This is a genomic window from Mycobacterium sp. NGS26, assembly GCF_059813025.1.
On the sequence record NZ_JCALDU010000006.1, the window covers coordinates 142838 to 155347 of the forward strand.

General features: G+C 67.0%; 13 protein-coding genes. 3 read left to right on the forward strand and 10 right to left on the reverse strand.

Annotation, left to right across the window (positions count from 1 at the left end; all coding sequences use genetic code 11):
* Positions 1-9 precede the first annotated feature (9 nt).
* The 3 genes from nusG (at position 10) to rplA (ending at position 2054) form a co-directional block, all read left to right on the forward strand.
* Positions 10-804, forward strand: coding sequence for a transcription termination/antitermination protein NusG (nusG, locus tag AC5Y6X_RS19840; protein WP_499988606.1), 795 nt, complete (start codon positions 10-12; stop codon positions 802-804).
* Positions 805-844: 40 nt separating this feature from the next.
* Complete coding sequence (rplK, locus tag AC5Y6X_RS19845; RefSeq protein ID WP_324681015.1) at positions 845-1273, forward strand: 50S ribosomal protein L11; 429 nt, start codon at positions 845-847, stop codon at positions 1271-1273.
* Between the two features lie 73 nt (positions 1274-1346).
* A complete protein-coding gene (rplA, locus tag AC5Y6X_RS19850; RefSeq protein WP_499988608.1) occupies positions 1347-2054 on the forward strand; it encodes a 50S ribosomal protein L1 in 708 nt (235 codons plus the stop codon).
* Between the two features lie 78 nt (positions 2055-2132).
* Here rplA and AC5Y6X_RS19855 read toward each other — a convergent pair whose 3' ends face one another.
* The 10 genes from AC5Y6X_RS19855 to AC5Y6X_RS19900 all read right to left on the reverse strand — a co-directional run bounded on the left by AC5Y6X_RS19855 (position 2133) and on the right by AC5Y6X_RS19900 (position 12504).
* Entirely contained in the window at positions 2133-3350 is a 1218-nt protein-coding gene (locus AC5Y6X_RS19855) for an RNA polymerase sigma factor (protein ID WP_499988609.1), read from the reverse strand.
* Positions 3351-3353: 3 nt separating this feature from the next.
* Positions 3354-4052 carry a YciI family protein gene (locus AC5Y6X_RS19860; RefSeq protein WP_499988610.1) on the reverse strand — a complete coding sequence of 233 codons (699 nt, stop codon included), beginning with the start codon at positions 4050-4052 and terminating at the stop codon, positions 3354-3356.
* Positions 4053-4144: 92 nt separating this feature from the next.
* The gene (mmaA4, locus tag AC5Y6X_RS19865; RefSeq protein WP_499988611.1) at positions 4145-5041 is read right to left on the reverse strand and encodes a hydroxymycolate synthase MmaA4; all 897 of its coding nucleotides are present in this window, start codon (positions 5039-5041) and stop codon (positions 4145-4147) included.
* A gap of 100 nt (positions 5042-5141) precedes the next feature.
* Positions 5142-6617 (reverse strand): flavin-containing monooxygenase, encoded by a 1476-nt coding sequence (locus AC5Y6X_RS19870; RefSeq protein ID WP_499988884.1) that lies wholly within the window; start codon positions 6615-6617, stop codon positions 5142-5144.
* Positions 6618-6783: 166 nt separating this feature from the next.
* Positions 6784-7647: a cyclopropane mycolic acid synthase MmaA2 gene (gene mmaA2 / locus AC5Y6X_RS19875; RefSeq protein WP_499988613.1), complete on the reverse strand. Its 864-nt coding sequence runs from the start codon at positions 7645-7647 to the stop codon at positions 6784-6786.
* Between the two features lie 19 nt (positions 7648-7666).
* Positions 7667-8527, reverse strand: a complete 861-nt coding sequence (locus AC5Y6X_RS19880; protein WP_499988615.1) for a cyclopropane mycolic acid synthase family methyltransferase — start codon at positions 8525-8527, stop codon at positions 7667-7669.
* A gap of 90 nt (positions 8528-8617) precedes the next feature.
* On the reverse strand, positions 8618-9535 hold the full coding sequence (locus AC5Y6X_RS19885) for an alpha/beta fold hydrolase (RefSeq protein WP_499988616.1): 918 nt from the start codon (positions 9533-9535) through the stop codon (positions 8618-8620).
* A complete protein-coding gene (locus AC5Y6X_RS19890; protein ID WP_499988618.1) occupies positions 9535-10881 on the reverse strand; it encodes an ABC1 kinase family protein in 1347 nt (448 codons plus the stop codon). Before AC5Y6X_RS19890 ends, AC5Y6X_RS19885 begins: the two co-directional genes overlap by 1 nt.
* Positions 10882-10987: 106 nt before the next feature.
* Positions 10988-11926 (reverse strand): alpha/beta fold hydrolase, encoded by a 939-nt coding sequence (locus tag AC5Y6X_RS19895; RefSeq protein WP_499988620.1) that lies wholly within the window; start codon positions 11924-11926, stop codon positions 10988-10990.
* Positions 11911-12504 carry a DinB family protein gene (locus tag AC5Y6X_RS19900; RefSeq protein ID WP_499988622.1) on the reverse strand — a complete coding sequence of 198 codons (594 nt, stop codon included), beginning with the start codon at positions 12502-12504 and terminating at the stop codon, positions 11911-11913. Before AC5Y6X_RS19900 ends, AC5Y6X_RS19895 begins: the two co-directional genes overlap by 16 nt.
* Positions 12505-12510: the final 6 nt, after the last annotated feature.

The following is a 12510-nucleotide window of genomic DNA, read 5'->3' on the forward strand; positions in this document are numbered from 1 at the left end:
CTGAGAACCGTGACTGCCTTCGACGGTGACGCGTCCGCGGGTGAAGCGGTCGACGTGGAAGAGCGCACCGAGGTCACCGAGACCCCCGAGGCCGAGGCCCCCGAGGCCGAGGCTCCGGAGGCCGACGCTCCGGAAGCCGAGGCCCGCGAGGTCGAGGCTCCCGAGGAGCCGGCCGAGGAGGTCGACCCGGCCGAAGCGCTCAAGGCGGAACTGCGCAGCAAACCCGGCGACTGGTACGTCGTGCACTCCTACGCGGGGTACGAGAACAAGGTCAAGGCCAACCTCGAAACCCGGGTGCAGAACCTGGACGTCGGTGACTACATCTTCCAGGTGGAAGTGCCCACCGAAGAGGTCACCGAGATCAAGAACGGCCAGCGCAAGCAGGTCAACCGCAAGGTGCTGCCGGGCTACATCCTGGTGCGCATGGATCTGACCGACGATTCCTGGGCCGCGGTGCGTAACACCCCCGGCGTCACCGGGTTCGTCGGAGCGACGTCGCGGCCGTCGGCCCTGTCGCTCGACGACGTGGTGAAGTTCCTGCTGCCGCCGGGGTCGTCGAAGAAGGCCGTTAAGGGCACGGCCGCCACCGCCGCCGCCACCGAGGCGGGCGGCCTGGAACGCCCCGTCGTCGAGGTCGACTACGAGGTGGGCGAGTCGGTGACGGTCATGGACGGGCCGTTCGCCACGTTGCCGGCCACCATCAGCGAGGTCAACGCCGAACAGCAGAAGCTCAAGGTGCTGGTGTCGATCTTCGGCCGTGAAACGCCGGTGGAACTGACCTTCGGCCAAGTCTCCAAGATCTAACCCCAGGCCCCAGAGCCCCAGAAAGGAACACCAACGTCTCATGGCCCCGAAGAAGAAAGTCATCGGGCTGATCAAGCTGCAGATCCAGGCCGGACAGGCCAACCCGGCCCCGCCGGTGGGGCCCGCGCTCGGCCAGCACGGCGTCAACATCATGGAGTTCTGCAAGGCGTACAACGCCGCGACGGAAAACCAGCGCGGCAACGTCATCCCGGTGGAGATCACGGTCTACGAGGACCGCAGCTTCACCTTCACGCTCAAGACGCCGCCCGCCGCCAAGCTGCTGCTCAAGGCGGCCGGCGTGGCCAAGGGCTCGGCGGAGCCGCACAAGGACAAGGTCGCCAAGGTCAGCTGGGATCAGGTGCGCGACATCGCCGAGACCAAGAAGGCCGACCTCAACGCCAACGACATCGACGCCGCCGCCAAGATCATCGCCGGCACCGCCCGGTCGATGGGGATCACCGTCGAGTAGGGTCCCGCATTCGTGGGAGGGCCAGCTTCGGCCCGCTTGATGACCACGACCCAACACCAGATTGGATATCTCAATGAGCAAGAACAGCAAGGCATACCGCGCCGCCGCCGAAAAGGTGGACCGCAACAACCTCTACACCCCGCTGCAGGCGGCCAAGCTCGCCAAGGAAACGTCGTCGGCCAAGCAGGACGCAACGGTCGAGGTGGCGATCCGGCTCGGCGTCGACCCGCGCAAGGCGGACCAGATGGTCCGCGGCACGGTCAACCTGCCGCACGGCACCGGTAAGACCGCCCGCGTCGCGGTGTTCGCGGTGGGCGAGAAGGCCGCCGAAGCCGAGGCCGCCGGCGCCGACATCGTCGGCAGCGACGACCTGATCGAGAAGATCCAGGGCGGCTTTCTGGACTTCGACGCCGCGATCGCCACCCCGGACCAGATGGCCAAGGTCGGGCGCATCGCCCGGATCCTGGGACCCCGTGGCCTGATGCCCAACCCCAAGACCGGCACCGTCACCCCCGACGTCGCCAAGGCCGTGGCCGACATCAAGGGCGGCAAGATCAATTTCCGCATCGACAAGCAGGCCAACCTGCACTTCGTCATCGGCAAGGCCTCGTTCGACGAGAAGAACCTCGCCGAGAACTACGGCGCCGCGATCGACGAGGTGCTGCGGCTCAAGCCGTCTTCGTCGAAGGGCCGGTACCTGAAGAAGATCACCGTGTCGACGACGACGGGCCCGGGCATTCCGGTCGACCCGTCGATCACCCGCAACTTCGCCGACGCCTGAGTCCTCTCGCGAGCAGACGCAAAAGCACCCGTTTCGTGCCGAAATGAGGTGCTTTTGCGTCTGCTCGGCGTGGAGAGGTTACCCGCCGCACTCGGCGATGCGCCGCCGCAGGAATTCGCGGCCCGGCTCAGAACCGTTGGACTCCAACGCCGTTCGGTACCAGGTGAGGGCCTCGGCGGGCCGTCCCGCCCGCCGCAGCAGATCGGCGCGCACGGTCGCGACGAGATTGGAGCGGGCCAGCCGGGGATCGTGCGCCACCTTGTCCAGCGCGGCCAGGCCGGCGGCGGGCCCGTCGCGCAGGCCGATCGCCAGCGCGCGGTTGGCGCCCACCACCGGGGAATCGGTCATCCGCCACAGCCGGTCGTAGGCGGCGCAGATCGCAACCCAGTCGGTCTGTTCCCAGGACGGAGCCGTCGCGTGCAGCGCCGCGATCACGGCCTGCGGCAGGTAGGCGCCCGTCGATCCGTGCGCGGCTCGCAAGCGCTCCAGCCCGCGGGAGATCCGGCCCCGGTCCCACCGGCGACGGTCCTGCTCTTCCAGCGGCACCAGCATGCCGGCGTCGTCCACCCGGGTCGCCCGTCGCGAATCGTGCAGCAGCATCAGGGCGGCCAACGCGTGCGCCTCCAGCTCGTCGGGCATCAGCGCGCACAGCTCCCCGGCCAGCCGGATCCCCTCGTCGCACAGCTCGTCGCGAATCGCCGAGGGCCCCGCCGTCGACCAATAGCCCTCGGTGAACACCGAGTAGATGCAGCCGAGCACGTGCGGGGTGCGCTCGGCCAGCAGCTCGGCCGGCGGCACCCGCAGCGGGATGTTGGCATGCCGAATCTTGTTCTTGGCACGCGTGATTCGCTGGCCGACGGCCGCTTCGGTCTGCAACAGCGCGCGGGCGATCTCGCCGACGGTCAGGCCCGACACCAGCCGCAGCGTCAGCGCCAGTTGTGACTGCCGGTCCAGCGCCGGATGCGCGCAGGTGAACATCATCCGCAACTCGTCGTCGCGAACCGGGTGCGGATCGGTGCGATCGGTGCGCGCCCGAATGTCGTCCAGCACGGCCGCCAATTCCTTTCCGGGGCGCACGGATTCGCGGCGCAACCGATCCCGGGCGCGGTTGCGGGCGACGGTGAGCAGCCACCCGCCCGGGTTGGCGGGCGCGCCGTCGCGGGGCCAGCTGCGCAGCGCCTCGGCGCAGGCCTCCTGGACGGCGTCCTCGGCGACGGTGAGGTCACCCGACCACCGGGCCAGCGCGGCCACGGCCGGGCCCCATTCCCGACGAAAGACGCCGTCCAGGTCGGCCATGCGCTACAGGCCGGAGACCCCCGCCAGCTGGCGCAGCTGCACGGTCGAAGCCGGGATCATCGATGCGATCTTGACGGCCTCGTCGCGATCGGCGGCGCTCAACAGGTAGATGCCGGTGGCGATCTCGGCGCCTTCCACGTACGGCCCGTCGGTGATGAGGACCTCGCCGTCGCGCACCCGCACGGTCGTCGCGGTGGACCGGTCGTGCAGGGCGGCGCCGCCGATCACGTGGTCGCCCGCGGCAGCGTGCAGATCCGCGTGCTTTGCCGCCACCGCGTCCCACTCCGGGGTGCCCGGTGTGTGCGCGGATTCGGGCGGCTCCTGCAGGAGCGCCAGCCAGTCGTTCCCGGTCGGCTTGCGGGAGGGCTCGATCGAATGGACCAGCGGCCACAGTTCCACCGCGCCGAATGCGGCGACCGGCACGTCGCGCGCCAGCGCCAGCGCCTCGTCGAGGTTTTCCGCTTCGAAGACGTAGTAGCCGCACGCCACCTCGGCTGACTCGGCGAAGGGACCGTCGGTGACGGTCGGCGCATCCGGGCCTCCCGTGATGACCGCCGCGGCCGCGGCGGGACGCAGCGCGTCACCGCCCTTGATCGCCGAACCGGCCTTGGCGTGGAAGCGCTCGAACGCCGCCATCGCGGCTGACGCATCGTCGGGCGTGCGGTCCTGCTCCTTGCTGATCAACAGCGCGAAATACTGCATGTTCGTCACCTCCGGTCGTGAGCGAAGCCCTGTGCTCCACTCTCTACCTACTCGACGAACGGCGCAGCCCCGATCCGACACCCGCCCAGAAATTAGGCGGCGGCTCCCGGCTTGAGGTAGGTCACCAGGCTGACGTCGAGCATCTCGTCGGTGAAGTAGTGCTCGCAGCCGCGCAGGTACTTCATATAGCGGTTGTAAACCTCTTCGGAGGTGACCTCGATGGCCTTCTCCCTGTTGGACTCCAGCGTGTCGCCCCAGATGTGCAGCGTCTTGATGTAGTGCGGCCGCAGCGAAAGTGGTTCGGGGACAACGAATCCCGCCTTCTCGCCGTGCTCGACCATCATGGCGGTGGACGGCAGCCGGCCCCCCGGGAAGATCTCGGTGATGATGAACTTGATGAACCGTGCCGTCTCGAAAGTCAGCTTCTTGCCGCGGGCCGCCATCTCGAACGGGTGGTAGCTGACGCTGCTCTGCACGGTCATCCTGCCGTCCTCGGGCATGATGTCGAAGCATCGCTTGAAGAAGTCGTCGTAATTCTCGTGCCCGAAGTGCTCAAAGGCCTCGATGGACACGATCCGGTCGACGGGCTCGTTGAAATCCTCCCAGCCCTGCAGCCGCACCTGGCGGGAACGGGTCGTGTCCAGCGCCCCCAGCACCTGCTCGCAGCGGGCGTGCTGATTCTTGGACAGCGTCAGGCCGATGACGTTGACGTCGAACCGCTCGACGGCGCGCTTCATGGTGGTGCCCCAACCGCAGCCGATGTCGAGCAGGGTCATGCCCGGCTTCAGGTCGAGCTTGTCCAGGTTGAGGTCGATCTTGGCGTACTGGGCCTCTTCGAGGGTGAGGTCCGGCGGCTCGAAGTACGCGCAGCTGTAGGTGCGGGTGGGGTCCTGGAACAGGGCGAAGAAGTCGTCGGAGACGTCGTAGTGCGCCTGAATGTCTTCGAAGCGCGTCCGCGTCTTCGTGGGGCTAGTCGGTTGATCAGCCATTTTCTTCTTGTTCTCCTGGATGATGTTCAGTGCCTGGCCTGTCGAAAGGCACGCATCGTCGGTTGGTGCGAAGTGCAACGATACCTCGCGGCCCCGCGCGTCAGCGGAAGCGGTAATCGGTCAACGGGAATCGTGATCCCTCACGTACCGCGTTGCGGGTCGACGTGGGCCGCAGCAGTGTCGCCTCGCCATCGGGGTTGAAGTAGTAAGAACGCGATGTGGCGCAATTGCCGAGGGCGAACAGGGACTTCCCGACCAGCTTGGTCATCCGATCCTTGAAGGCCGCAGTTGCTTCCTCGGTGACCTCGAATTCGGTCGCGCCCCTGCGCTGCAGCTCTCCGAAAAGCCGGTCCATGTGTCGCATCTGGTATTCGATGGTGTTGAAGAACGACAGGCCGGAAAACGCGTACGGACTGCCCAGGCCCAGGTAGTTGGGAAAGTAGGGGACGGACACGCCCTGGTACGCCTGAAACCTGTTCTCGCGCCACCACTTTCCCAGGTTGCGGCCCCTGCGCCCGATCACCTCGAAGGCGGGGAAGTTGGCCTCCCACAGGTCGAAACCGGTGGCCAGCACCAGCGTGTCGATAACCGTCTTGTGTCCGTCGGCGGTGACGATGCCGTCGGGCTCCATCCGCTCGATGCTGTTGGTCTCCAGATGCACGTGCGGCTTGGTCAGGGTGCGGTAGTAGCTGTTGGAGTAGGTGGGCCGCTTGCAGCCGAAGTCGTAGTCGGGAGTGAGCTTGCGCCGCAACTCCTTGTCGCGGATCCAGATGAACCGGTTGATCTTGGCGACATCCGACGCCCCGATGTCCAGCCGCCGAAGTCCCTTGTGGTGCAGGGCGGTGGCCAGAACCACTTCGAAAAACAAGTCGGTCACCAGGCGTAAGGCTCGTTGTGCCAGGGGCACTCGGGCGAACACCCGTTGCAGCCAGACCGGGATCTTGAAGTCGAGCTTGGGCACCACATGGGTTGGCGTGCGCTGGTACACGGTCAGCTCGCCCGCTTTGGCGGCCAGCTTGGGAATCAACTGCACGGCGGTCGCCCCGGTTCCAATGATTCCGACGCGCCGCCCGCCGAGGTCGTAGCCGTGGTCCCAGGCCGTGGTGTGGATGATCTTGCCCGCGAAGCTCTCGATACCGGGGATTTGCGGCGTGTTGGGCTGCGACAGGAACCCGGTCGCGGAGATCAGGAAGCGTGTGGTCAGGCTTCCGCCGTCCGCCAGCGTCACCTGCCACACACGCTCGTCCTCGTCCCAGCGTGCACACTCGACCGTCGTGTTGAATCGCATGTGGCGGCGCACATCGTACTTGTCGGCGACCTTCTCGGCGTACTGCTGCAGCTCGGCGCCCGGCGGGAACAACCGGGACCAGTACGGATTGGGCTCAAACCAGTACGAATACGTGGTGGCCGGGATGTCGACGGCCAGGCCCGGGTAGGTGTTGACGTGCCAGGTCCCGCCCAGGTCGGCGTCGCGATCGAGAATCGCGATCTTGTCGTATCCGAGCCGCTTGAGCTGGATGGCTGCGCCGATGCCGCCGAAACCCGCGCCTACCACGACGACGTCGAGATTGTCCATGTCCAACGAAGACCGTTCCTTTCGTGGAACCTGGGCAACTGGCACGTCGGCAGATGCCCCCACGGCGTACTTGATCACGTGAAATCTTAGTGGATTGCCAGACTTCTCGCCCACACGCCTTAGACACGGGTTGATTTGAGCCCTGTCACAACTCTGTAAAAGAGCGCTACTTCGCCAGGGTGAACTGGTTGACGTCGATATAGCCGATCCGGAAGGCCTGGGCGCAGCCGGTCAGGTACTTCATGTACCGCTGGTAGACCTCTTCGGACTGGATCGCGACGGCCTCGTCCCGGTGCGCCTCGAGGGCCTCGGCCCACAGGTCGAGCGTCCTCGCGTAATGCGGCTGCAGCGACTGACGGCGGGTCAACTTGAAGCCCGCCTTCGACGAGTGCTCCCCGACCTTCTCGATCGACGGCAGCCGGCCGCCGGGGAAGATCTCGGTCACGATGAACTTGATGAAGCGGGCCATCTCGAACGTCAGGGGTATGCCGCGTTCGATGCACTGTGGTCCCGTCAGCCCGGTGATCGTGTGGAGCAGCATCACGCCGTCGGCGGGCAGGACGGTGCGGGCCATGGTGAAGAAGTCGTCGTAGCGGTCGTGGCCGAAGTGCTCGAACGCGCCGATCGACACGATCCGGTCGACGGGCTCGTCGAACTGTTCCCAGCCGTTCAGCAACACCCGCTTGCTGCGTGGGCTGTCCATCTCGTCGAAGGACTTCTGCACATGGGCGGCCTGGTTCTTCGACAACGTCAGGCCGACGACGTTCACGTCGTACTTCTCGATGGCCCGACGCATGGTGGCCCCCCAGCCGCAGCCGACGTCGAGCAGCGTCATGCCCGGCTGCAGGCCCAGCTTGCCCAGCGCCAGGTCGATCTTGGCGAGCTGGGCCTCTTCCAGCGTCATGTCGTCGCGCTCGAAGTACGCACAGCTGTAGGTCTGGGTGGGGTCCAGGAAGAGGCGGAAGAACTCGTCGGACAGGTCGTAGTGCGCCTGCACGTTGGCGAAGTGCGGCGTCAGCTTGCCGGCCATGACGGTGTTGCCTCGCCCGCTACTTGGTGAGCGTGTACTGCGCCACGTTGGAGATGCCCTTGCGGAAAAGGTCCGCGCAGCCGGTCAGGTAGCGCATGAAGCGGTTGTAGACCTCTTCGGACTGGATGGCGATGGCGCGTTCGCGATTGGCCTCGAGGTTGGCCGCCCACATGTCCAGGGTCCGCGCGTAGTGCGGCTGCAGATATTGGATCTGCTCGATCGAGAAACCGCTGGCCTGTGAATTGTCGACGATGTCGCGTTCGCCGCACATCCCCCCGCCGGGGAAGATCTCCGTGCCGAGAAAGTGGAAGAAACGCAGATCCGACATCGTGATCGGGATGCCGCGCTCTTTCCATTGCGACTGCGGATAGGTGAATATGCTGTGCATCAGCATCCGGCTGTCATCGGGGAGGGCCTTGTACGCCCAATCCCAGAACGCGGGCCAGCGCTCCTTTTTGAACGCATCGAAGGCCTCGAAACTGATGATCCGATCGACGTGCTCGTCGAACTCTTCCCAGCCCTGCAGCCGGGCCTCGGCCCGGCGCGTCGTCGGGATCGCAGCCAGCCTCGCCTTGGTGCGCGCGTAGTGGTTGCGGCTGAGCGTGATGCCGATGACGTTCACGTCGTATTTCTCCAGCGCGCGCACGACGGCGGCGCCCCAGCCGCACCCGACGTCGAGCAGCGTCATTCCCGGCTCGAGGTTCAGTTTGTCCAGCCCCAGATCCAGCTTGGCGAGCTGCGCCTCTTCCAGCGTCATGTCGTCGTTCTTGAAGTAGGCGCAGGTGTACACCATGTTGGGGTCGAGGAACAGCGCGAAGAAGTCGTCTGAAATGTCGTAGGTTGCCTGCGACTCTTCGTAATACGGCTTCAGCTTCGCCATCGTCTAGAAAAACCTCCCAGCGCCAACCGTACAAGCCTGTGAGACTTGTGTGAAATTCAGACCGAAAGCCTAATGGCGGCGACCCCGGCTTCAGCGGGCTTCGGCGAAGTTGCTTGTCAGCACGCTGATCAGCCGATCCCAGAGTTGCTGAGGCAGGTCATGTCCCATGCCTTCGAACAAGACTAGCCGAGCGCCGTCGATGGCTCGCGCAACGGCGCGGCCACCGAAGGGCCGCATCAGCTTGTCGGACCGGCCGTGGATCACCACGGTCGGGGCGACGATGCGGCGGTCGTAGCGCGCCAGGCTGCCGCTGCCCAGGACCGCGGCGAAATGACGGGCGATGCCCTGCGGATAGTAGTTGCGGTCATATCCCTCGGCGGCGTCGGCGCGAAGCTGCTCCTCGGGCGCCCGGTAGCGAGGGCTGCCGATGACATTGCTGACCCGCACCGCGTTGTCGATGATCACCTCGCGCGGCGCATCGGGCCCCGGGCCCTTGAGCAGCGCCAGCAACGCGCGCGGAGCCGGCGGCGGCAGGAACGCTGAGTTGTTGCTGGAGAACAGGATTCCCAGCGTTTTCGTCCGCGCCGGGAAACGCGCCGCGAAAACCTGGGCGATCATGCCGCCCATCGACGCCCCCACGATGTGGGCGCGCTCGATGCCCAGGTGGTCCAGCAGGGCCGCGGCGTCGTCGGCCATGTCCTCCAGCGTGTACGCCGCCCTGCTGCGCAGCCCGAGCCAGGACCGGACCATCCGCGTCATCAGCGGCTGCCCCGAGCTGCGGTGCTCGGTCTTGCTGGACAGGCCGACATCCCGGTTGTCGTAACGGATCACCCGCAGGCCCTGACCAACGAGCTTCTCGCAGAAGGCGGTTCGCCACAGCAGCAGCTGAGCGCCCAGGCCCATGATCAGCAGCACGGGCGGGTCGGCGACGTCGCCCATGTCCTCGTAGTACAGCTTCAGGTCGCCCTCGGGACCCACGACCGTCGCGGCGCCGGCGCGGATCTCCATCACACTTCGACGTCGGTCTGGTGCTCGCGGCTGACCTCGACCATGAAGTTCGCGAAGTACCCCGTCAGTTGCGGGTCCGACATCATCTGCCACCGGGGGGCGAGCAGCTTCATGTACCGCTCGACGTAGAGGAACTGCTTGCCGATCAGCACCAGCTCGCGGGGCAGCTTGACGTCGTAGGCGTCGGCCAGCGCCGAGAGCTGCCGGCCGATGTCGGCGTAGGACATGTCGCCCAGCGTCTGCATGGTCAGCGGGGTGGCGAACTTTTCCAGATCCTTGGCGGCCTGGGCCTCCGGCTTCATGGTGCCCACGGCGCCCATCAGCACGACGATCTTGCCGGCCGCGGCGTGGTCCTTCTTCACCAGCAGGGCGTACACCAATTCCCGCAGCAGCCAGCGGGTGCGCGGATCGATGCGGCCCATGATCCCGAAGTCGAAGAACACGATGCGGCCCTCGTCGTCGACGTACAGGTTGCCCGCGTGCAGGTCGCCGTGGAACAGCCCGTGCCGCAGGCCGCCCTCGAACAGGCTGAACAGCAGCGCCTTGACCAGCTCGGTGCCGTCGAACCCGGCCTTGCGGATGGCCGCGGCGTCGTCGATGCGGATGCCGTGCACCCGCTCCATCGTCAGCACCCGGTCGGTGGTGAAGTTCCAGTGCACCTGCGGCACCCGGATGTTGCGGCCCAGCGGTGAGGCGTGCAGGTGCGACACCCAGGCCTCCATCGACTGCGCCTCGAGCCGGAAGTCCAGCTCCTCGGCCAGGTTGTCGGAGAAGTCGGCGACGACGTCCTGGGCGGACAGCCGGCGGCCCAGCTTGGCCAGCTCCACGGCCTGCGCGAAGCGCTTCAGGATCTGCAGGTCCGCGGCCACCCGCCGGCGGATGCCGGGCCGCTGGATCTTGACGACGACGTCCTCGCCGCTGTGCAGCGTCGCGTAGTGCACCTGGGCGATGGACGCCGACGCGAACGGCTCCTCCTCGAAGCTGGCGAACAGCTCCGACGGCTGGCCGCCGAGCTCCTCGGCGAGCAGGCTGTGCACCTCGTCGGTGTCCGCGGGCGGCACCCGGTCGAGCAGGCCGCGGAATTCGCGGGACAGCGACTCGCCGAACGCCCCGGGGCTGGACGCGATGATCTGCCCGAACTTCACGTAGGTGGGCCCCAGGTCGGCGAAGGTCTGCGGAAGCTGTTTGATCACCTTCTGCTGCCACGGGCCCCTGCCCGGCAGCTTGGTGACGACACGAGCCGCGGTGCGGGTGACCTGCCAACCGGTGGCTGCTACCCGGGCCGCTTCGACCGGCAAGGGCACCCGGTCGAGCCTGGCCACGTCGCGGTGTTTGGTGGAACTCATTCCAGCAGTGTCTCAAATCCGCCAGGTCGTACCGAATCGCGCAGGTTATGACCGTCCACCGAGCGTGCAGCTATTGCGAAAATTCGGGCGAAAATTCGCAACAGTTTCATTTTGGGCGACTCTGTCCGAGCGCGAAGTTCTCGGTGAGCGCCTCGACGATCGGCCGCCACACCGGCGCCGGAAGGTCGTGTCCCATCCCGTCGACCACGACGAAACGCGCGCCCGGGATGGCCGCGGCGACCGCCCGCCCGTTGCGCGGCCGGACCATCGGGTCGGCCGAACCGTGCAACACCACCGTCGGCGCTTTGACCGCCTTGCTGTAACCGAGCAGGCTGCCGGTGCCCAGCATGGCGTCGACCTGGCGCAGCCTGCCCGGTTCGTAGCTGCAGCGCTCCGCGAGCCGCCGGACCCGCTCGCGAAGCTCGGCCTCGGGCGGCAGGAAGTTGGGGCCGTTGAACACGGCGATGTTGCGCGCCTCGTAGGCCAGCTTCTCCTCGCCCGGCGCGTCCTTGGCGGGCGCGTCGAACCTCAGCCGGATGACGCGCCAGGCCGGCAGCGCAGACAGCGGCTTGCCGGTGGACGACATGATGATGCCCAGCGACGCGACCCGGTGCGGCTCGGTGGCGGCCAGGATCTGCGCGATCATGCCGCCCATGGAGGCGCCCACCACGTGGGCGCGGGCGATGCCCAGATGATCGAGCAACGCCGCCACGTCGCCGGTCATGTCGATCAGGGTGTACGGCACGCGACTCGGCCGGCCCAGCACGTAGCGAACGACCCGCCGGTACACGGAGCCGGAGGCCCGCAGCCCGTGCATCTTGGCCGAGAGCCCGATGTCGCGGTGGTCGAACCGGATGACGCGGTAACCGGCGTCGACGAGTTGCGCGCAGAACCCGTCGGGCCACATGGGCAGCTGGGCGCCCAGGCCCATGATCAGCAGCACGGGCGGGTCGGCCGGGTCGCCGAGGTCCTCGTAGTAGAGGTCGACGGTGCCGTGCGGCGTCTGGCGGCTGGCGCGGCCGCTGCGGGTCAGGACTTGCCCCAAGGCGTCACCCAGCCTTCGATCTCCCAGTTCTCCAGCCCGGCGATCAACTCGTACATCGTGGCGCCGTCGATGGATTCCCGGACGATGTCGGCGTGCCCGGCGTGCCGGGCCAGCTCGTTGATCACGTGCAGGATCACCCAGCGCACCGACCATGCGGGCTGGTTCTTGGGAAACCACGGGATGTCCCGCGGAACGGGCACCGCGGCGTCGAGGTCCGCGGTCTCCACCAGCCGCAGCGTGGTCGCGTTCTGCGCCTCGAAGGCCTTCAGCAGCCCGGCCAGGGTCTCGTCGGGGCGCATCACATGCTGGTCGCCGAATTCCTTGGCGATCTCGTCGAACGGGCGCGGGTCTTTCGGCGGCTCACCCGGCGCGGCGGCGACGCGGGCCATCCAGGTGCGTTGCATCGCGGTGACGTGCTTGATCAGCCCGCCGATCGAAAGGGCGCTGACCGACGGTGTCGACCGCGCCTGTTCGTCGGTGAGGCCGTAAGAGACGGCGAAATAAGCGCTTTGGTGGAACGCCATGAACTCGCGCAGGGCGCTGCGTTCGTCGGCGACGGGCGGGGCGAGGGCGGGCATGGCCAG

Coding starts and splice junctions, on each gene's coding strand:
- rplK (WP_324681015.1), top strand. CDS start 845: ATGGCCCCGAAGAAGAAAGTCATCGGGCTGATCAAGCTGCAGATCCAG.
- mmaA4 (WP_499988611.1), bottom strand. CDS start 5,041: ATGGCTGATCAACCGACTAGCCCCACGAAGACGCGGACGCGCTTCGAA.
- AC5Y6X_RS19855 (WP_499988609.1), bottom strand. CDS start 3,350: ATGGCCGACCTGGACGGCGTCTTTCGTCGGGAATGGGGCCCGGCCGTG.
- AC5Y6X_RS19890 (WP_499988618.1), bottom strand. CDS start 10,881: ATGAGTTCCACCAAACACCGCGACGTGGCCAGGCTCGACCGGGTGCCC.
- AC5Y6X_RS19880 (WP_499988615.1), bottom strand. CDS start 8,527: ATGGCGAAGCTGAAGCCGTATTACGAAGAGTCGCAGGCAACCTACGAC.
- mmaA2 (WP_499988613.1), bottom strand. CDS start 7,647: ATGGCCGGCAAGCTGACGCCGCACTTCGCCAACGTGCAGGCGCACTAC.
- AC5Y6X_RS19870 (WP_499988884.1), bottom strand. CDS start 6,617: ATGGACAATCTCGACGTCGTCGTGGTAGGCGCGGGTTTCGGCGGCATC.
- AC5Y6X_RS19900 (WP_499988622.1), bottom strand. CDS start 12,504: ATGCCCGCCCTCGCCCCGCCCGTCGCCGACGAACGCAGCGCCCTGCGC.
- AC5Y6X_RS19860 (WP_499988610.1), bottom strand. CDS start 4,052: ATGCAGTATTTCGCGCTGTTGATCAGCAAGGAGCAGGACCGCACGCCC.
- rplA (WP_499988608.1), top strand. CDS start 1,347: ATGAGCAAGAACAGCAAGGCATACCGCGCCGCCGCCGAAAAGGTGGAC.
- AC5Y6X_RS19885 (WP_499988616.1), bottom strand. CDS start 9,535: ATGGAGATCCGCGCCGGCGCCGCGACGGTCGTGGGTCCCGAGGGCGAC.